Source organism: Caballeronia telluris (assembly GCF_001544495.1).
GTDB classification, from domain to species: Bacteria; Pseudomonadota; Gammaproteobacteria; order Burkholderiales; family Burkholderiaceae; genus Caballeronia; species Caballeronia telluris.
In genome coordinates, this window is sequence record NZ_FCNZ02000012.1 from 95,560 (window position 1) to 114,141 (window position 18,582).

Annotated in this window: 16 protein-coding genes; 2 read left to right on the forward strand and 14 right to left on the reverse strand. The window is 62.6% G+C overall.

The genetic code is table 11. The features are described from left to right. Positions 1-381 precede the first annotated feature (381 nt). The 13 genes from AWB66_RS17080 to AWB66_RS17140 form a co-directional block, all read right to left on the reverse strand. On the reverse strand, positions 382-2,124 hold the full coding sequence (locus AWB66_RS17080; protein ID WP_087631365.1) for an ABC transporter substrate-binding protein: 1,743 nt from the start codon (positions 2,122-2,124) through the stop codon (positions 382-384). Between the two features lie 88 nt (positions 2,125-2,212). Beyond that, the gene (locus AWB66_RS17085) at positions 2,213-2,494 is read right to left on the reverse strand and encodes a DUF2160 domain-containing protein (RefSeq protein WP_087631366.1); all 282 of its coding nucleotides are present in this window, start codon (positions 2,492-2,494) and stop codon (positions 2,213-2,215) included. Further along, positions 2,494-3,306 carry a carbohydrate ABC transporter permease gene (locus tag AWB66_RS17090; RefSeq protein WP_087631367.1) on the reverse strand — a complete coding sequence of 271 codons (813 nt, stop codon included), beginning with the start codon at positions 3,304-3,306 and terminating at the stop codon, positions 2,494-2,496. The genes AWB66_RS17085 and AWB66_RS17090 overlap by 1 nt, the downstream gene beginning before the upstream one ends. Next, entirely contained in the window at positions 3,299-4,189 is an 891-nt protein-coding gene (locus AWB66_RS17095) for a carbohydrate ABC transporter permease (protein ID WP_062633871.1), read from the reverse strand. Before AWB66_RS17095 ends, AWB66_RS17090 begins: the two co-directional genes overlap by 8 nt. Beyond that, positions 4,186-5,274 (reverse strand): ABC transporter ATP-binding protein, encoded by a 1,089-nt coding sequence (locus tag AWB66_RS17100; RefSeq protein WP_087631368.1) that lies wholly within the window; start codon positions 5,272-5,274, stop codon positions 4,186-4,188. The genes AWB66_RS17095 and AWB66_RS17100 overlap by 4 nt, the downstream gene beginning before the upstream one ends. Then, positions 5,261-6,352 (reverse strand): ABC transporter ATP-binding protein, encoded by a 1,092-nt coding sequence (locus AWB66_RS17105; RefSeq protein WP_087631457.1) that lies wholly within the window; start codon positions 6,350-6,352, stop codon positions 5,261-5,263. Before AWB66_RS17105 ends, AWB66_RS17100 begins: the two co-directional genes overlap by 14 nt. A 513-nt stretch (positions 6,353-6,865) precedes the next feature. Beyond that, a complete protein-coding gene (oxlT, locus tag AWB66_RS17110; protein ID WP_087631369.1) occupies positions 6,866-8,170 on the reverse strand; it encodes an oxalate/formate MFS antiporter in 1,305 nt (434 codons plus the stop codon). Between the two features lie 387 nt (positions 8,171-8,557). After that, on the reverse strand, positions 8,558-9,970 hold the full coding sequence (locus AWB66_RS17115; protein ID WP_235021143.1) for an OprD family outer membrane porin: 1,413 nt from the start codon (positions 9,968-9,970) through the stop codon (positions 8,558-8,560). Positions 9,971-10,157: 187 nt separating this feature from the next. Further along, on the reverse strand, positions 10,158-11,141 hold the full coding sequence (gene oppF / locus AWB66_RS17120; RefSeq protein WP_087631371.1) for a murein tripeptide/oligopeptide ABC transporter ATP binding protein OppF: 984 nt from the start codon (positions 11,139-11,141) through the stop codon (positions 10,158-10,160). Further along, positions 11,134-12,138, reverse strand: a complete 1,005-nt coding sequence (locus AWB66_RS17125) for an ABC transporter ATP-binding protein (RefSeq protein WP_087631372.1) — start codon at positions 12,136-12,138, stop codon at positions 11,134-11,136. Before AWB66_RS17125 ends, oppF begins: the two co-directional genes overlap by 8 nt. Before the next feature lie 4 nt (positions 12,139-12,142). Further along, positions 12,143-13,042 carry an ABC transporter permease subunit gene (locus AWB66_RS17130; protein ID WP_268811155.1) on the reverse strand — a complete coding sequence of 300 codons (900 nt, stop codon included), beginning with the start codon at positions 13,040-13,042 and terminating at the stop codon, positions 12,143-12,145. 14 nt (positions 13,043-13,056) lie between these two features. Beyond that, positions 13,057-13,977 (reverse strand): ABC transporter permease subunit, encoded by a 921-nt coding sequence (locus AWB66_RS17135; protein ID WP_087631373.1) that lies wholly within the window; start codon positions 13,975-13,977, stop codon positions 13,057-13,059. A gap of 48 nt (positions 13,978-14,025) precedes the next feature. Then, positions 14,026-15,708, reverse strand: a complete 1,683-nt coding sequence (locus AWB66_RS17140; RefSeq protein WP_235021144.1) for a peptide ABC transporter substrate-binding protein — start codon at positions 15,706-15,708, stop codon at positions 14,026-14,028. A 401-nt stretch (positions 15,709-16,109) separates the two neighbouring features. On the opposite strand from AWB66_RS17140, the gene AWB66_RS17145 reads away from it, so the two are divergent. Continuing rightward, complete coding sequence (locus AWB66_RS17145) at positions 16,110-16,982, forward strand: LysR substrate-binding domain-containing protein (RefSeq protein WP_407642288.1); 873 nt, start codon at positions 16,110-16,112, stop codon at positions 16,980-16,982. A gap of 19 nt (positions 16,983-17,001) precedes the next feature. On the opposite strand, the gene AWB66_RS17150 is transcribed toward AWB66_RS17145, so the two are convergent. Beyond that, complete coding sequence (locus tag AWB66_RS17150) at positions 17,002-17,475, reverse strand: VOC family protein (RefSeq protein ID WP_087631375.1); 474 nt, start codon at positions 17,473-17,475, stop codon at positions 17,002-17,004. Between the two features lie 342 nt (positions 17,476-17,817). Here AWB66_RS17150 and AWB66_RS17155 point away from each other — a divergent pair, with 342 nt between their 5' ends. Next, positions 17,818-18,579, forward strand: a complete 762-nt coding sequence (locus AWB66_RS17155) for an SDR family NAD(P)-dependent oxidoreductase (protein WP_087631376.1) — start codon at positions 17,818-17,820, stop codon at positions 18,577-18,579. Positions 18,580-18,582 lie beyond the last annotated feature (3 nt).

The window sequence follows — 18,582 nt, forward strand, 5'->3', positions numbered from 1 at the left end:
AGTCCCCCGAATACGCGCGCGTTCCCTGCGCGCGGCGGGTTTCCCGCGAACGTCCTGAACGGAGATACTGGGTCATCGGTTCAACGACCGGTAACCCGGCAAAAACGTAACGCACTGGAGAAACGCATGAGCGCAAGCGTCGCTGTGACAGGTGGATCGGGGAGTCAACGCACGCGCATCATGCCGACATGAATAACCGCTCGCGCCGGTAACGCTCGGATAAAACGGGCGAGGAGACCACCTGCCGGCAGCAGCGACAACGCGCATCGAGGGAAACATCCAGACGCGGCGGGCCAACCGCGCGATGCGCGTGCTCATATAAAATAACGGGCGACCTGCCGGGTCGCCCGTTTTACATTGCGTCGCCGTTTCGCGGATGACTCAGCGCACCTTGCCGCTCTTCCACGCCGAGAGCAACTCGTCGTACTTCACCGTCTCGCCCTTCGGCTTTTCGTTGGCGAGCTTCTTCCACGGCGCGTGCTGGTCCGACAGCCACTTCGACGGATCGCTTTCCGCGTTCAGTTGCGGCGCGCAGACCTTCATGCCCGCGCGTTGCAGACGCGCAAGCACCTGGTCCATCTCCTTCGCGAGGTTGTCCATCGCGGCCTGCGGTGTCTTCTCACCCGCGACCGCCGTCGCGACGTTCTTCCACCACAGCTGCGCCATCTTCGGATAGTCGGGGACGTTGTTGCCGGTCGGCGTCCATGCAACGCGCGCCGGGCTGCGATAGAACTCGATCAGGCCGCCGTACTTGTCCGCGTTCTTCGTGAAGTAGTCGCTATGAATGTCCGAATCGCGGATGAACGTGAGACCGACGATCGACTTCTTCAGCGACACGCTCTTCGACGTCACGAACTGCGCATAGAGCCACGCGGCCGCGCGCTGGTTGGCGGGCGTCGACTTGAAGAAGGTCCACGAGCCGACGTCCTGATAACCGTTCTGCATGCCGTCCTTCCAGTACGGTCCGTGCGGCGACGGTGCCATGCGCCACTTCGGCGTGCCGTCCGCGTTGGTCACGTTGCCGGGCTTGAGCATCGACGCCGTGAAAGCGCTGTACCAGAAGATCTGCTGCGCGATCTTGCCTTGCGCGGGCACCGGACCGGCTTCGTTGAAGGTCATGCCCGAGGCTTCGGGCGGCGCGTACTTCTTCAGCCAGTCGATGTACTTGGTCGTCGCGTACACGGCCGCCGGGCTGTTCGTGCCGCCGCCGCGTGACACCGAAGCGCCTACCGCATGGCAGCCGTCCGGCGTCACGCGAATACCCCATTCGTCGACGGGCAGTCCGTTCGGAATGCCCTTGTCCGCTTCGCCGGCCATCGAGAGCCACGCGTCCGTGAAGCGCCAGCCGAGCGACGGGTCCTTTTTGCCGTAGTCCATGTGACCGAAGACCTTCTCGCCGTCGATGGTCTTCACGTCGTTCGTGAAGAAGTCGGCGATGTCTTCATAGGCGCTCCAGTTGACCGGCACGCCGAGGTCATAGCCGTACTTGGCCTTGAACTTGTCCTGCAAGTCCTTGCGCGCGAACCAGTCGGCGCGGAACCAGTAGAGGTTCGCGAACTGCTGGTCGGGCAACTGATAGAGCTTCTTGTCGGGCGCGGTCGTGAAGCTCGTGCCGATGAAGTCCTTGATGTCGAGGCCCGGATTCGTAAAGGCCTTGCCCTCGCCTTCCATGTAGTCGGAGAGCGGAACGATCACGCCATAGCGGTAGTGCGTGCCGATCAGGTCCGAGTCCGAAATCCAGCCGTCGTAGATGCTCTGGCCCGACTGCATCGACGTCTGCAATTTCTCGACGACATCGCCTTCCTGGATGATGTCGTGCTTCACCGCGATACCGGTGATCTCCGTGAACGCCTTGGCGAGCGTCTTCGATTCGTACATGTGCGTGTCGAGCGTCTCCGATACAACGTGCACTTCCTTCACGCCTTGCGACTTGAGTTTCGCCGCCGTATCGACGAACCACTTCATCTCGTCCATCTGCTGTTGCTTCGAGAGCGTGCTCGGCTGAAACTCGCTGTCGACCCACTTCTGCGCAGCCGCCGTATCCGCAAGGGCGGCGCTGCTCGCCAGCGCCCCTGCGAAGATGCCTCCGACTGCAAGCGCGACGATCCGTCTCCTGTGTTTCATTGTCTTCTCCTCACTCTCACACCCCTTGGATCATCTGCCGGCCCCCGTTCGGGGTAACAACGGAACCGGATAACCGGATATCGGAGTGCTAGCCCTTCCACATGATCACCGCAAGCACGAGCATCGAAATGGCGAACCCGGGCCATGCGCTCGCGCCCTCCGCGCTCACGCCGACCCACGCGAGATTGAGATACGCCGCCGTCAACAAGCCTATAAAGAGCCGGTCCCCGCGCGTCGTCGCGATAGGAAGAAAGCCCTTGCGCTCGACCGTCGGCGAGCGGATTTCCCAGACCGTCATGCCCGCCAGCATCACGGCGATGCACGCGAAGAAGATCGCGACTTCGGGCGTCCAGTACATCCACGTGATCATCAGACTCTCCCCATCGCAAAGCCCTTCGCGATGTAGTTGCGCACGAAGTAGATGACGAGCGCACCGGGGATGATCGTCAGCACGCCCGCCGCCGACAGCACGCCCCAGTCCATGCCCGCAGCCGAGATCGTGCGCGTCATCACGGCGGCGATCGGCTTCGCGTTCACGGTGGTGAGCGTGCGCGCGAGCAGCAGTTCGACCCAGCTGAACATGAAGCAGAAGAACGCCGTCACGCCGACGCCCGACTTGATGAGCGGCAAGAAGATCTTGATGAAGAAGGCCGGAAACGAATAGCCGTCGATATACGCCGTCTCGTCGATTTCGCGCGAGACGCCCGACATGAAGCCTTCGAGAATCCACACGGCGAGCGGCACGTTGAAGAGCATGTGCGCGAGCGCGACGGCCACATACGTGTCCATCAAACCAACGCTCGAATACCACTGGAAGAACGGCAGCAGGAACACGGCCGGCGGCGTCATGCGGTTCGTGAGCAGCCAGAAGAACATGTGCTTGTCGCCGAGAAAGCGATAGCGCGAGAACGCATAAGCCGCCGGCAACGCGACCAGCACCGACATCACCGTGTTCATCAGCACGTAGATGATCGAGTTGATGTAGCCCCAGTACCACGAGGGATCGGTGAAGATGACCTTGTAGTTCTCGAAGGTGATCTGGCGCGGAAACGTCGAGAATGCGGAGAGCGTCTCTTCGTTCGTGCGCAGCGAAATCGACAGCATCCAGTAGAGCGGGATCAGCGCGAAGAGGATGTAGACGACGATCGTCAGCGTGCGCATCCAGCGGCGGTCGTCACGCATGGTCGTCTCCCGTCGTCGAGGGGCCGCCCTTGCCCACGCGCTCCATCCAGTTGTAGAGAATGAAGCACAACAGCAGGATGATCAGGAAGTAGATCAGCGAGAAAGCCGCGGCCGGGCCGAGGTCGAACTGGCCCACCGCCTTCTGCGTGAGGTACTGCGAGAGGAACGTGGTCGAATCGCCGGGACCGCCGCCCGTCAGCACGAAAGGCTCCGTGTAGATCATGAAGCTGTCCATGAAGCGCAGCAGAACGGCGATCATCAGCACGCCGCGCATCTTCGGCAATTCGATGTATCGGAACACGGCGAAGCGGCTCGCGCCGTCGATCTCCGCCGCCTGATAGAACGCATCGGGGATCGCGCGCAAGCCCGCGTAGCAGAGAAGCGCGACGAGCGGCGTCCAGTGCCAGATGTCCATCACGAGCACCGTGACCCACGCGTCCGAGGGACTCGCCGTGTAGTTGTAGTCGATGCCCGCATGATTGAGCCAGTAGCCGAGCAGGCCGATATCGGGCCGCGCGAAAATCTGCCAGATCGTGCCGACGACATTCCATGGAATCAGGAGCGGCATCGCGAGGATCACGAGCGCCGCCGACGCGCGCCAGCCCGTTGCGGGCATCGCGAGCGCGAGTCCGACGCCGAGCGGAATCTCCAGCAGCAGCACGCACAGCGAGAAGATCACCTGGCGGCCGAGCGCGCCACGCAGGTCCGAATCGTTGATGATGTTGCGAAACCACTCGGTCCCGACGAACACGTGCTGCGTCGGGCTGATGATGTCCTGCACCGAATAGTTCACGACCGTCATCAGCGGCAGCACCGCGGAAAACGCGACGCAGATGAACACGGGCACGACCAAAAGCCACGCTTTCTGATTGATGGGCTTCATCGTCCGATCCTTTCGTCGTTGCTGAAGAACACGGTTTCGGGCGCGGCGAGCCGCAGCCATACCGGCCCTTCGGCGAGCGTCACATGCGGTTCCACCTTTGCCTTGAACACGTGGCCGTCGCAATCGGCGGTGACGAGCTGGTAGGTGCCGAGGCTCTGCGCGCGCAGCAGCCGCGCCTTCACCGCGCCCGGCTCTTCGCTTGCCGCGATGCGCGTGAACTCCGGACGAATGCCGAGCTTCAGTTCGCCATTCGCGCTCTGGAGCGTGGCGAGCGTGTTGCCGTCGACTTGCAGGCGCTGCGAACCGATCTTCACCGCATCGGCATCGAGCGCGATCGGGCAGAGGTTCATCCCCGGGCTGCCGATGAAATAACCGACGAACGCATGATCCGGGCTCAGGAACAGCGCCTCCGGTCCGCCCTTTTGCACGACCCGCCCATTCGTCATCACGACGACTTCATCGGCGAACGTGAGCGCTTCGACCTGATCGTGCGTCACGTAGATCAGCGTGAGCTTCAGTTGCTGATGGATCTTCTTCAACTGACGCCTGAGCATCCACTTCATGTGCGGGTCGATGACGGTGAGCGGTTCGTCGAAGAGAATCGCGGCGACGTCCTTGCGCACGAGGCCGCGCCCGAGCGAGATCTTCTGCTTCGCATCCGCCGCGAGGTTGCTCGCCTTGCGTCCCAGTTCGCGCGTCATGTCGAGAATCTCGGCGACCTCGTGCACGCGCGCCTTCACTTCGGCCGGGGGGAGCTTGCGGTTGCGCAGCGGGAACGCGAGGTTGTCGAAGACGCTCATCGTGTCGTAGATCACGGGGAACTGGAACACCTGCGCGATGTTGCGCTCGCGCGCCGAGAGCGCGGTCACGTCGCGGCCATCAAACAGCACCTTGCCTTCGGACGGTGTGACGAGCCCCGAGACAATATTGAGCAGCGTCGATTTCCCGCATCCCGACGGCCCGAGCAGCGCATACGCGCCGCCGTCGTCCCAGACCATGCTCATCGGCTGGAGCGCGTAGTCGTCGAGCGTCGCCGGGTTCGGGCGATAGGCGTGCGCGAGGTTCTGGAACTCAATGCGCGCCATGGCTCGCCTCCGGATGGGACACGAGCTTCGCGTCCTTGTCGAATACGAAGAGATCGGCCGGGTCGAGGAACACGTCGAGGTCGGTGCCGAGCGCGATCTGGTGCACGCCCTGCAACTGCGCGACGAGATCGATGCCGCCCGTCTTCGTGCGCACATGCAGATACGTTTCCGAGCCGCTCAGTTCGGCGAGTTCCAGGCGGCACGGCACGGCGATCGCGCGCGGCGAGCGCGCCGCGAGCCGCAGATGCCCGGGACGAATGCCGATACGGCAGGTGCCGCCGTCCGCGTTCAGCCGCACCGGCACGTCGACGCCGATCGGCAGCCGCGCGAGACCTTCGGTCGTGATGTCGCTCGTCAGCATGTTCATCGGCGGATCGTTGAAGACGGCGGCGACATCGACGGTCGCGGGCGCGTCGTAGACATCGAGCGTGCGGCCGTGCTGCAGCACGCGCCCCTTGTCGACGATCGCCGTATGGCCGCCGAGCAAGAGCGCTTCGAGCGGCTCGGTCGTCGCGTAGACGACGGTCGTCTTGCCGTCGGCGAAGAGCGTCGCGAGTTCGGCGCGCAGTTCTTCGCGCAGCTTGTAGTCGAGATTGACGAGCGGTTCGTCGAGCAGCACGAGCGACGAGCGCTTGACCAGCGCCCGCGCGAGCGCGCAACGCTGCTGCTGGCCGCCCGACAGCTCGCCCGGACGGCGCGTGAGCAGATGTTCTATATGAAGCTTCGCGGCGACTTCGTTCACGCGCGCATCCACTTCCTTCGCCGCGATGCCTTGCAGCCTGAGCGGCGACGCGATGTTTTCGAACACGGTCATCGCCGGATAGTTGATGAACTGCTGATAGACCATCGCGAGGTTGCGCTGTCTGACACCGACGCCCGTCACGTCGCGTCCGTCGACGAGCACGCGGCCGCTCGTCGGCTTGTCGAGGCCGGCCATTACGCGCATCAACGTCGTCTTGCCGGCCTGCGTCGGGCCGAGCAGCACGTTGATCGCGCCCGGCGTGAGGCGCAGATCGACGCCGTACAGATACGTCTGTCCGCCTGCAACGACGGTGACCCGCTCCAGTTCCAAGACCAAGTTCCGCTCCTTGTGGATGCCTGTTTTGCTGCCCGCGTCGCCACCGATGACCGTGCGCGCGTCGTCGACGGCTCGGCGCCAGATTGCGTTCATCGAAACGGCCCGCGCCGGGCGCTCTCGCGCGCGCTCAGGAATCGAGCAGACGGGCAGTCGAAGCGGCTCGGACGAGGCGCGCGCGGGAGCCGCGCGAGAGGCGGCCGGAGGTGCTGCTGGGCATAGGGTTCATCCATGTCTCGTTCGTTTTTTATTTGGACACCGATGCTGCGTTCGTGGCCCTGATTTTCAAAAAGGAACCCAAAACAACAAGGAGCATGTTCCTTTTTGTTCGTTTACGTTGAAATCGGGGTTAACCATACGAATCCATGCGTCCCTGCCCACGAACGGCTGACAGGGACAGAAGCCAAGTGTAATAGCGGAGCGCGTTTTCGCGACGATGACAGGCTCGCTGTAAACGAACACGGCGGACGCCGTGAGCGTCCGCCGCGAGGGAAAAGCTTGAAAGAGCGAACCGCGTCAGTCCTTCACGGTCGTGGCGTACGTCATGTCGAGGTCCCCGCGCGAATGCTTCTGCACGTGGGCGTTACGCATCGGCTTGAGCACGAAGATCGCGAGCAGGGCCGAGAGCGCCGCCATGCCCGAAGCCAGCGTGAACACGGCGTGCCAGCTTCCGGTCATCGTCGTGATGACGCTGCTGAACGGCACCAGCAACGCGGCCGTTCCCTTTGCGGTGTAGAGCAGACCCGCGTTGGTCGCGGCGAACTTCGGTCCGAAGGTATCGCCGCAAGTCGCCGGGAACAGGCTGTAGATTTCTCCCCAGGCGAAGAACACGATGCCCGTCAGCACGACGAACGCCACCGGACTGTGCCCGTACTTCGACAGCATCATGATGCCGACCGCCTCGACCGCGAACGCGATGAACATCGTGTTCTCCCGGCCGATCCGGTCCGAGACCCAGCCGAAGAACGGACGCGTCAGACCATTGAGCACGCGGTCGATGGTGAGCGCGAAAGTCAGCGCGGGCAGCGTCAGGCCGAGGATCGACACCGGCGAATCGTGCAGGCCGAAGTCCTTGGCGATCGGGCCGAGCTGCGCGGTTGCCATCAGGCCGCCGGCCGCCATCATCACGAACATCAGGTACATGACCCAGAAGATCGGCGACGTGAGCACTTGCTTCGGGCTCGCGTTGTAGACGGCGCGCTTGAGCGCATTCTTCGCCGGGGCGAGCATGCTGGCGGGCGGCGCGAAGAGCGCCATGCCGAGCAGGAACACGATGATGCCCTGGCCGAGGCCGAACCAGAGGAACGTCTGTTCGTAACCGCTGCTCTTGATCATGTGCGCGATCGGCACGACGGTCGCCGCCGATCCCGCGCCGAAGCCCGCCGCGGTAATGCCGGCCGCGAGCCCGCGACGATTCGGGAACCACTTGAGCGCGTTGCCGACGCAGGTGCCGTACACCGCGCCCGCGCCCACGCCGCCGACGGCTGCCGCGAAATACAGCATCGGCAGCGACGACGCGTAGGAATTCATCACCCACGCGATCGCGCACAAGAGGCCGCCGATGACGACCACCGGACGCGGTCCGTACTTGTCGACGAGATAGCCTTCGATCGGAACCAGCCAGGTTTCCGTCACCACGAAAATCGTAAACGCGACCTGAATCGCCGCGCGTCCCCAGTGATATTTTTCGTCGATGGGGTTCACAAACAGCGTCCAGCCGTACTGCATGTTCGCGATCATAGCCATGCAGATCACGCCGAATACGAGTTGTACCCACGGCGAAGCCAGCCGCGACGCTCCTGCCTGACGTTCCGTTTCCATTGCCTGTCTCCTTGGCGTATTGCCTTGTCGTTCGGGATGCCGATCGGCACCCTCCGTCTTGCCCAATTTTCCTGAGCGATTAGATATACACAGTATGTGATATATCAAGTAAGTCAAGCGAAAGAATCGATGGGGTTTTCACTAGGAAACCCTTCAACGTAAGGTTTTGAAAGCAAGCGCTTAACAAAGACGACGAAGCGAAAAAAAAGGCCCGCAGGAAAGCCTGACGGGCCTGAGACGTGACGCGAGACATGGCGATCCACGGCACGCACTCACGTTATAGTCGAAAGCTTGTTGTAATGCTAAAGTTTGTGATTGTAGGTTTCCCTAGGATGATTCCGGCCGCAGTTTGAGGCATGCTTCCAAGCCCCTTTCAGGACTGTAAGCTCAGAATACATTCACCGGCACATTCACCATCAGGCGGTAGACGTCGCTGCTACTGTCGGAGTAGTACTTGCTGCCGTGGTGATGCATGTAATAGAACTTGACCGATGTGTCCTTCAGCTTTCCGCTTGCAATCGTATAGCTCGGAATCACGCCGAATTCGTAGTGCGTGCCGTGAACCGGCTCGCCGTTTTTCCAGTACAGACCGTGAAGTGCGCTATCCGGATCGGCATAACGATTCGCCGATTCCGTCGCGTCCGCGCCCCAGCCATAGGCCGTCCACATCGTCATTTTCAGGCCGGGCGCGCCGTAATCCTTGAAATTGATCGAATACGACAGGCTCAGCGACTTTTCATGCGGCGCGTTGTAATCGACGTCGAGCGAGTTCGACAGGAAATCGCCTGCCGACTGGCCTACATAATCGAAAAACTGATTGCTGGCGATTTGCTGGAAACCGACCTGGACCGTATGCGCGCCATGCTGTCCCGACAATGCGAGGCTGTACGCGTGATTATTGATCGGGCCTTCGCGGCTCTGGCCCACGTCATGCGTGTAATAATAATTCAGCGCGCCGGTCCAGCGAATCGTCGACGGGCTGCCAATGCTGTGCGTCGCGGTCAAGTAATACTGGTCCCATACGTTCTCCGCGCGACTGCCGTAAAGCGAGATCGCGGTATCGTCACCGATCGTGTAATCGCCGCCCGCGTAAGTGAAGCGGCTGAACTTGACGCCGCCGTATTCCGTGTAGAGCGACGACGTGCTCGTCATGCCGCGCGCGAGCACGGCATCGACGCTGCCCGCCTTCATCGTCAGATTTTTGATCTCGTCGCTCGCGAGCGAAAAGCCGCGATAAGTCGGCGGCAAGGCGCGATTATCGTGCGGCACGAGAAAGGGATTATCGAAGAGTTGCTGGCCGTATTTCACCACCGTATTCGACACGCGCGCCTTGACGTCCCAGACGCCCGGATACGTCCATGCAAGCTGGTTTTGCCCCGTCGTTTTATCCGCGTTCAAATGCACACGATTTCCCGCGCCCTGCCCGCCATTCAGTTTCAACGCGCTAAAGAGCGAAGCATCGAAACCGACGCCGAACAATCCACGCGTATAACCCGATTCGAACACCGCCTGATTGCCGATGACCCACGCATCCTTGTTCTTCGCGCCTTCCACTTCAAAGTGCTCCGAATAGGAGCGGAAAAGCAGTTTCAAATGCGAGTCTTCGATAAACCCATTCGATTTCGCCTGATTGCTGACCGGCGCATCGGCTTCGGTATTCGGCGGTGAACTCGGCGGCGCTTCGGTATGGCGCGAAGGCGGGTCGGTTTCGATTTCGTCGGCGTGCGCGAATACCGCCGTCGCCATTAAACCGCTGAACAGCAAAATCGATAACGCGAGTGAGTGCTTTTGTTTTTTCACGAATGATCTCCACTTATTGTTGTTTCTACTGCTTGCTTTAGCGCCGTTGTGAATCGATGGAATGCACGATGCCGCGCCCGGCGACCGGTAAAGGTCGGGGCATCGACGGCGACGACAGGGGACGGATGCTTCGAGGCGGGTCGTTCTTCAGTTCATGGCGCTCACGGGTCGTCGGGTAATGAAGGGATCAGGCAAGGAGGCACGCCGCCGCGACAGAGTCCGACAGCGTGCGCAGCGCGGGCGTTTCGATGGCGCAGCGCGCTTCGGCGATCGGACAGCGCGTATGGAACACGCAGCCGGACGGCGGACTGATCGGGCTCGGGATATCGCCTGAGAGAATCTGCACGACCTTGCGGCGCTCGATGGCCGGATCGGGCACCGGCACCGCCGACAGCAGCGCGCGCGTGTACGGATGGCGCGGCTCGGCATAGAGCGACTGCTTCTCCGCGAGCTCCATCACGTGGCCGAGATACATGACCATCACGCGATCCGAGATGTGCTTGACCACCGCGAGATCATGCGCGATGAAGATGAGCGCAAGCCCCATCTCCGATTGCAGCGACTTCAGCAGATTGACGATCTGCGCCTGAATCGACACATCGAGCGCGGACACCGGCTCATCGCACACGACGAGCTTCGGCTCCACGATCAACGCCCGCGCGATGCCGATGCGCTGGCACTGTCCGCCGGAAAATTCGTGCGCGTAGCGGTTGATCATCTGTTCGCGCAGGCCGACTTTCGCCATCATCGCGCGCACGCGCTGCATGGTTTCGTCCTTCGACATCCCCGGACGGTGTTCGCGCAACGGTTCCGCGATAATCTGCCCGACCGTCATGCGCGGATCGAGCGAAGCGAGCGGGTCCTGGAAGATCATCTGGATGTCGCGCCGCACGTCGTGCCACGCGCGCGGCGACGCGCCCGAAAGCGTGTTGCCCATCCACACGATCTCGCCTTGCGTCGCGGGAATCAGATTAAGGATCGCGCGCGAAAGCGTCGACTTGCCGCAGCCCGATTCGCCGACCACGCCGAGCGTTTCGCCCGCCTTCAGATCGAAGCTGACGCCGTCGACGGCTTTGAGCGTGCGCGACGGCGCCCACGGCAGCCGGCTCTTGGCCTTGACCTTGAAATGCACCTGCACGTCGCGCACAGACAGGATGGTTGGCTCAGACATGACGCGCCTCCTCGTGCAGCGACTTCAGCTGTTCGACGGGGCGATAACACGCGCGCAGCCATGCGGCGTCGCCGTGCAAGGGTTCGAGCGCAGGCGCGCGCTCGCCGCAGCGCGCGTTCGCATCGACGCAGCGTTCCTGAAACGGACAACCCGAGGGCGGATGCGCCATGTTCGGCGGATTGCCGGGAATGCCCTGCAACGCGGCGCCGCTCTGATCGAGACGCGGCAACGCGCGCAACAGCCCAATCGTGTACGGATGCGATGGCCGCGCGAACAGGTTAGTCGCGCTGCAATGCTCCATCACGCGGCCGCCGTACATCACCATCACCTTCTCGCACAGACCCGCGACCACGCCGAGATCGTGCGTGATCAGCACGATGGCCGTGCCGAAGTCGTGCTGGAGATTGCGCAGGAGTTGGAGGATTTGCGCCTGCACGGTGACATCGAGCGCGGTCGTCGGTTCATCGGCGAAGAGCACTTGCGGCTCGCACAGGAGCGCCATCGCGATCATCACGCGCTGGCGCATGCCGCCCGACAACTCGTGCGGATACTGGTCGATACGATGCGCCGCTTCGGGAATCCGCACGGCTTCGAGCATGCCGATCGCGCGCGTTTTTGCCGCGCGGCGCGTCATGTTCTTGTGCAGTTCCAGCACCTCGGTCATCTGCCGCTCGATCGTCAAATACGGATTGAGCGACGTCATCGGGTCCTGGAAGATCATCGAGAGGCGATTGCCGCGGATGCGGTTCAGCGCCTTCGCCCGCATCGCGAGCAGATTCTCGCCGTGATACATCGCGCGGCCGCTCGCACGGCCGTTGCTCGCCAGCAGACCGAGCATCGCGAGCACGCTCTGGCTTTTCCCGGAGCCCGATTCGCCGACGATGCCGAGCGTCTCGCCCTCTCGCAGATCGAAGCTCACGCCGTTGACCGCGCGCACGCTGGCGTCGGGCGTCTTGAACGCGACTTCGAGGTCGCTTACCTTGAGCAGAGTCGACATGGGCTCACCGGTCCTTCGGATCGAGCGCATCGCGCAGCCCGTCGCCGACAAAGTTGATGCAATAGAGCGTGACCGACAAGAGCGCGGCCGGGAACAGCAGAATCCACGGCGAGCTTTCCATCACGCCGACGCCGTCCTGGATCAGCACGCCCCAGCTCGTCATCGGTTCCTGCACGCCGAGGCCGAGAAACGACAGCACGGACTCCGTGAGAATCACGCCGGGCACGGTCACGGTCGTGTAGATCGCGACGATGCCGAGCAGGTTCGGCACGACATGCCGCACGATGATCCCGCTCGTCGAGACGCCGATCGCGCGCGCCGCCTCCACGTATTCCTTCGAGCGGATCGCGAGCGTCTGCCCGCGCACGACGCGCGCCATGTCCATCCACGAGAACACGGTGATCGTGAGCACGACGAGGTAGAACTCGCGGCCGAGCAGCGTGACCATCAGGATCGCGATCAGCAGGTACGGAATCGCGTACATCATGTCCACGAAGCGCATCATCGCGTTGTCCACGCGGCCGCCGACGAAGCCCGCCACCGCGCCCCACACGATGCCGAGCGTCACCGACGTGAGCGTGGCGAGCGCGCCGATCAGAAGCGATACGCGGCCTCCGATCAGACAACGCACGAGCAGATCGCGGCCGGTTTCGTCGGTGCCGAAGAGATGCCAGTTCGCGAAGGTCGGCGTGGCGCTCATCGCGTTCCAGTCGGCGGAATCGAACGCGTTCGGCAGCAGCATCGGACCGATAATGCAGGCAAGCGTGATGAGCGCGAGCAGCACGAGGCTCGCGACGGCAGCCTTGTTGCGCCGAAAGCGCATGCGCGCGTCCTGCCACGGGCTGCGTCCTTCGACGGGCGCGGCGGCGGCTTGTTCGAGCAGCGGCGCGAGAGAAGATTTCATGTTGGGTTCGATGCTCAATAGCGGATTTTCGGATCGAGCCACGCGTAGGCGAGATCGACCAGCAGGTTGAGCAGCACGGCCACGACCGTGACGAGCACGACGAGTCCGAGGACGAGCGTGTAGTCGCGATTGGCCGCGCCGTTCACGATCAGCTTGCCGATGCCCGGCAGCGAGAACACCGATTCCGTGACGACCGCCGCCGTGATCGACGCGATCGCGAGCGGCCCGAGCACCGAGACGACCGGAATCAGCGTCGGGCGCAGCGCATGGCGCAGGACGACGGTCCGTCGCGGCAGACCCTTCGCGAACGCGGTGCGAATATAGTTGGTGTTCATCACTTCGATCAGGCTCGCGCGCGTGACGCGGCCGACGGTCGCGACGCTGATCATCGTGAGGAGCGTGACGGGCAGCACCATATAGCGGACGTCGAAGCCGTTCCAGCCGCCCGCCGGCAGCCACTTCAGCAGGATCGCGAAGACGAGGATCAAAACCGGCCCGATCACGAACGAAGGGAACGCGCTGCCCGCGTTGGAGACGAGCATCAGCAGGTAGTCAGCGGGACTGTTGCGATAGAGCGCGGCGAAAATGCCGAGCGACACGCCGATCAGGATCGCGAGCAGCATCGAGATGCCGCCGATCGCAAGCGATACCGGCAAAGCCCGCAGCACGAGTTCGTTCACGCTCCAGTCCGCGTAGCGAAACGAAGCGCCGAGGTCGCCGTGCAGGAGACTGTCGAGATAGAGCAGGTACTGCTTCCAGAGCGGCTCGCCGAGATGGTATTTCGCCTGCAGGTTCGCGAGCACTTCCGCCGACACCTTGCGCTCGCCGTCGAACGGGCCACCGGGCGTCGCGTGCAACAGCAGATAGCAGACCGTGACGACGAGCAGCAGCGTGGGCAGCGTCAGCAGTACGCGCCGCAGTGTGTAAGACCACATGTTTTTTCTCCTCGCGGATGGCGCCGCCCTTAGGCGGCGCCATCGACATCAGTGCTTGACGATGTAGAGGTCCTTGCTGCTATAACGGTCCAACGGATTCTTCAGCGAGTATCCGCCGACATAGCTCTTCACCAGCCGCACGAGCGTGTATTGCAGGAGCGGCAGCATCGGATAGTCGTCCATCGCGAGCTTGGCCGCTTCGGTTTGCAGTTGCGTGCGCTTAGCCTGATCGGTGGTCGCGTTCGCTTCTTTGATGAGCGCGTCGGCCTTGGGATTGCAGCTGGAGTTGTCATTCTGTTCCGAATTGCACTGCACGAGCGTGAGGAACGTGGTGGCGTCGTTGTAGTCGGCGGTCCAGCCGTTGCGGGCGATCTGATAGTCACCCGTATGACGCTTCTTGATAAGCACCTTGAATTCCATCGCTTCGATCTCGGTGTCCAGCCCGAGCTTCGTCTTCCATTCCGATGCCGCGAAAATCGCCATCTTCTTGTGATATTCGCTCGTGTTCATCGCGAAACGCAGCTTGGTGCCCGGCTTCACGCCCGCTTCGGCCAACAGCTTCTTCGCTTCCTCGACGCGCTTTGCCATCGGCCACGTCGACCAGTCGTAAGCCGTCACGTCAGCACCCTTGATGCCCTTCGGCATCACGCCGTAGGAGGGAATCTGGCCGTCGGCGGTCACGCGCTGCGCGAGAATGTCGCGGTCGATGACCATCGAAAGCGCCTTGCGCACGCGCACGTCCTTCAGGAGCGGGTCTTTATTGTTGAACGAGTAATAGCGCAGGCCGAGTATCGGCGAATTCTTGATGTCGGCGGGGAACTGCTGCTTGTACTTCGCGTAGGTGCCCGACGGCAACTGCATCATGAAGTCGTTCTCACCCGACTGGAAGAGCTTCAGGTCGCTGTTTTCATCCTCGACCGGCAAATACGTGACCTGCGTCAGCGGCACCCGCGACGCGTCCCAGTAATTCGGGTTCTTGACCAGCACGAGCTTGCTGTTGACCTGCCATTCCTTCAGCACGAACGCCCCGTTGCTCACGATTTTTCCGGGCTTCGTCCAGTCGCGGCCATACTTTTCGACCGCGGCCTTGTTGACGGGACCGAGCGTCGTGTTCGACACCAGACTCGCCAGAAAGGGCACCGGATACGGCGTCTTCACTTCGAGCGTGTTCGCGTCGATCGCGCGCACGCCGAGTTCGCTCACGGGCTTCTTCCCCGCGATGATTTCGGCGCCGTTCAGCAGAAACTTGCCGAACGTCCCGGCGGAAGGCGACGCCAGTTTCGGATCGACGAGACGCTGGCAGCCGTACACGAAATCGTTTGCGGTAACGGCCTCGCCATTGGACCATTTGGCATTCTTGCGCAGATGGAAGATCCACGTCGTCGGGTCCTTCTGCTCCCATTTTTCGGCGACGCCCGGTTGCACGTTGCCATCGGGGTCGGTGGCGGTGAGACCTTCGAACAGGTCCTCGGACACGTTGTTGGCCGGCACCGATTCCACGAAATTCGGATCGAGCGTTTCGACTTCCGACGCGTTGTTGCGCACCAGTTCCTGTTTCGCCGCGAGTTGTACGCCCGGCGGAACGATGGCGGCTTGCGCGCACAGCGCGACGGCGCCGAACGCGGCGGCGAGTATCGCGGACACGGCGCGGCGGCGCGGCATCGAATGGCCCGAGCGGGGAGCGCGCGCGCGATGCACGGGCTGGATGGCGGGAACGACGAAGAACGTCATGGGGATCCTCTTGCCTTGTCTCATGTTGTTGTAGCAGGCCGGGATAATCGGCCCGATTCATACTGGCGGAACGTCGTCTAGCTTTGGCTGGCTAAACTCGATCGAATCGGTCCTTAGCCAGCCTGACGTTCCGCTTAACCCGCTTTCCGGCAGCAACTCAGGTTGGCGGCGAGTATTTAACAACAATAAGGCGGAATCCACTCACATGTGCTTATAGGCCATGTGATTTGCGCATACTTGCGACGTTTCTTTGACAAATAGCGCATTGTGTTGTGCCAACGCCATTTGAGCGGCGCAGTAAGTCTTTGTTTCCTATAAGATTCGAGTCCCGAATTTGCAATCCATGCTTTCAGTCAAGAATGATCCGTTTTCGCCAGATCGAAGCCTTTCGAAGTCTCATCATGACCGGCACGAGTGTCGGTGCCGCACGCAAGATGCACGTCACGCAGCCCGCCATCAGCCGCCTGATCGCCGATCTCGAAGCCGACCTCGGCTTTAGCCTGTTCAGTAGAATCGGCGGCCGCCTGAATCCCACGACCGCGGGGCTGCGCTTCTACAAGTCGGTCGAGGAGAATTTCCTTGGGCTGGAGCGGCTCAAGCAGGTCGCCGACATGATCCGCGACGAAGCCTCCGAAGGCCTCACCGTCGCGTGCATGCCGGTGCTCGCGACCACGCTCCTGCCGCCGATCCTCGCGGACTTCGTCGAGCGCCATCCGGGCGTGCCGATTCGCGTCGACTCGGTGAAGGTGCCCGAAGTGCTCTTGAGCTTGCAGAACCACAAGGCCGATGTCGCGATCAGCCAGGCGTTTCCGGCTGTCGCGGGCATCGAGGTGCAGACGCTGCTGCGCACGCGTGCGCTATGCGCGATGCCCGCCGGCCATCGGCTCGCGAAAAAGAAAGTGGTGCGCGCGCAGGACCTGCGCGGCGAGCGGATCATCGGCTGGCTGCCGAATTCGCGGCAGGCTTACGAGGCCGAGCAGTCGACCATCTCCGCCGCCGAGGAACGCCCGAACTACACGGTCTTGACCGACACCGCCCACACGCGCTATGCGATGGTCGCGGGCGGGCTCGGCGTGTCGATCGTCGAGCCGTTCGCGGCGAAAGTGTGGCGCGCGCACGGCGTCGTCGTGCGTCCGTTCGAGGCGCCCGCCGACTACGCGATCGAATACGAATACGCGCTCTCGTACCCGAGCAGCGGCATCCGTTCGGATCTGGTCGCGTCGTTCAGGGAGTCGGCGCTGCGCGTCATCGAGCGTTACTCGTTCGACGACTGAGCGCGCAGCGTCCGAACCTTCAGCCTGCGCCGCCGAAGAGATTCTCGGCGCGCACGCGCATCTCTTCCGGCGACACGTCTTCGATGTGCGTCGCGATCCACCAGAGATGGCCGAACGGGTCGCGCACTTTGCCGCCGCGGTCGCCGTAGAACTGGTCCGCGACCGGGCGAACGAGCGTGGCACCTTCGTCGACGGCGCGTTGCGCGACCGCGTCGACATCCTCCACGTAGAGATGCAGCGTGACGGGCGTGCCGCCCACCGAGAGCGGCCCGCGCACGTCCATTTCGGGAAACTCGTCGGAGAGATAGACGACGTTGCCGCCGATCGACAGTTCCGCATGCCCGACCCGCCCGCCCGGCGCATCGAGCCGGAACACTTCGGTCGCGCCGAACACCTTCGTGTAGAACTCGATCGCGGCAGCGCCGCCCGCCACCGTCATGTAGGGCGTCACGCCGTGGCGGCCTTCGGGAATCGGATCGACTTTCGCATTCATCGCTGTCTCCTGTTCGTTGTCGGATCGCTTGCGTGATGCATTGCAACGTCTTGCCCAACGACCAAGCATAACGCTTTTGCGCAGAGCGAACGGATCGTCGGCGCTGGATTGCGCATGCGGCGCCGGCACGGCAATCTCAAGATTCGAAACGAGGCGCGGCCTTTGCTGGCACGGTCCCGGCGCAACCGCGATCGTCGATGAATTTTCGGCGCAAACGATAGTCCGACGCGTTATGTAAGTGCAGAATAGGCAGCGACGACATTTCTAATCGCTCGTTCGCGCATCTCGGTCCGCTTCTCGCGCGGCGGGCTTCTTCTTCATCCACGCATCTCGGGAGCACTCATGCACGATCTGAAAGGCAAAACGGTTCTGATCACCGGAGCCAGCACCGGCATCGGCGCGGCGGCCGCGCGCGCATTCGGCCGCTACGGCGCGAACGTCGCGATTCACTACAACCAGTCTAAGGAAGCCGCCGACGCCGTCGCGCAGGAAGTGCGCGCGCTCGGCGTGAACGCGATCACCGTCGGCGCGGACGTGCGCGACACGAAGGCAATCGACGCCGCCGTCGCGCAAGTCGCCGACGAATTCGGCAAGCTCGACGTGCTCATCAACAACGCGGGCAGCCTCGTGAAGCGCGAGCCGCTGGAAAGCGTGACCGACGAACTCTTCGACGAAGTCCTGCACATCAACGCGCGCTCGGTCGTGGCATTCACGCGCGCGGCGTTGCCGTCGCTGCGCGCCAACGGCGGCGGTTCGATCATCAATGTGACGTCGGTGGCGGCGCGCAACGGCGGCGGCCCGGGCGCGCTGCTGTACGCGGCGTCGAAAGGCTTTGTCAGCACGCTCACGAAGGGCATGGCGAAGGAACTCATGGCCGACAAGATTCGCGTGAACGGCGTGGCGCCCGGCGTGATCCAGACGCCGTTCCAGGACCGCTTCACGTCGCCCGAGCAGCTCGAAGCGTTCCGCAAGTCGATTCCGATGGGCTTCATCGGCGAGCCCGACGATTGCAGCGGCGCGTTCCTGTATCTCGCCTCCGAGACGATGTCGCGCTACGTGACGGGTCAGATCATCGACGTGAACGGCGGGCAGCTGATGCCATAAGCC

Excerpts from the sequence above, each read along its gene's own strand:
- oxlT (WP_087631369.1), bottom strand. The coding sequence starts at position 8,170 with ATGGAAACGGAACGTCAGGCAGGAGCGTCGCGGCTGGCTTCGCCGTGG.
- AWB66_RS17130 (WP_268811155.1), bottom strand. The coding sequence starts at position 13,042 with ATGAAATCTTCTCTCGCGCCGCTGCTCGAACAAGCCGCCGCCGCGCCC.
- AWB66_RS17085 (WP_087631366.1), bottom strand. The coding sequence starts at position 2,494 with ATGATCACGTGGATGTACTGGACGCCCGAAGTCGCGATCTTCTTCGCG.
- AWB66_RS17125 (WP_087631372.1), bottom strand. The coding sequence starts at position 12,138 with ATGTCGACTCTGCTCAAGGTAAGCGACCTCGAAGTCGCGTTCAAGACG.
- AWB66_RS17155 (WP_087631376.1), top strand. The coding sequence starts at position 17,818 with ATGCACGATCTGAAAGGCAAAACGGTTCTGATCACCGGAGCCAGCACC.
- AWB66_RS17080 (WP_087631365.1), bottom strand. The coding sequence starts at position 2,124 with ATGAAACACAGGAGACGGATCGTCGCGCTTGCAGTCGGAGGCATCTTC.
- AWB66_RS17150 (WP_087631375.1), bottom strand. The coding sequence starts at position 17,475 with ATGAATGCGAAAGTCGATCCGATTCCCGAAGGCCGCCACGGCGTGACG.
- AWB66_RS17140 (WP_235021144.1), bottom strand. The coding sequence starts at position 15,708 with ATGACGTTCTTCGTCGTTCCCGCCATCCAGCCCGTGCATCGCGCGCGC.
- AWB66_RS17100 (WP_087631368.1), bottom strand. The coding sequence starts at position 5,274 with ATGGCGCGCATTGAGTTCCAGAACCTCGCGCACGCCTATCGCCCGAAC.
- AWB66_RS17135 (WP_087631373.1), bottom strand. The coding sequence starts at position 13,977 with ATGTGGTCTTACACACTGCGGCGCGTACTGCTGACGCTGCCCACGCTG.
- AWB66_RS17090 (WP_087631367.1), bottom strand. The coding sequence starts at position 3,306 with ATGCGTGACGACCGCCGCTGGATGCGCACGCTGACGATCGTCGTCTAC.
- oppF (WP_087631371.1), bottom strand. The coding sequence starts at position 11,141 with ATGTCTGAGCCAACCATCCTGTCTGTGCGCGACGTGCAGGTGCATTTC.
- AWB66_RS17095 (WP_062633871.1), bottom strand. The coding sequence starts at position 4,189 with ATGAAGCCCATCAATCAGAAAGCGTGGCTTTTGGTCGTGCCCGTGTTC.
- AWB66_RS17145 (WP_407642288.1), top strand. The coding sequence starts at position 16,110 with ATGACCGGCACGAGTGTCGGTGCCGCACGCAAGATGCACGTCACGCAG.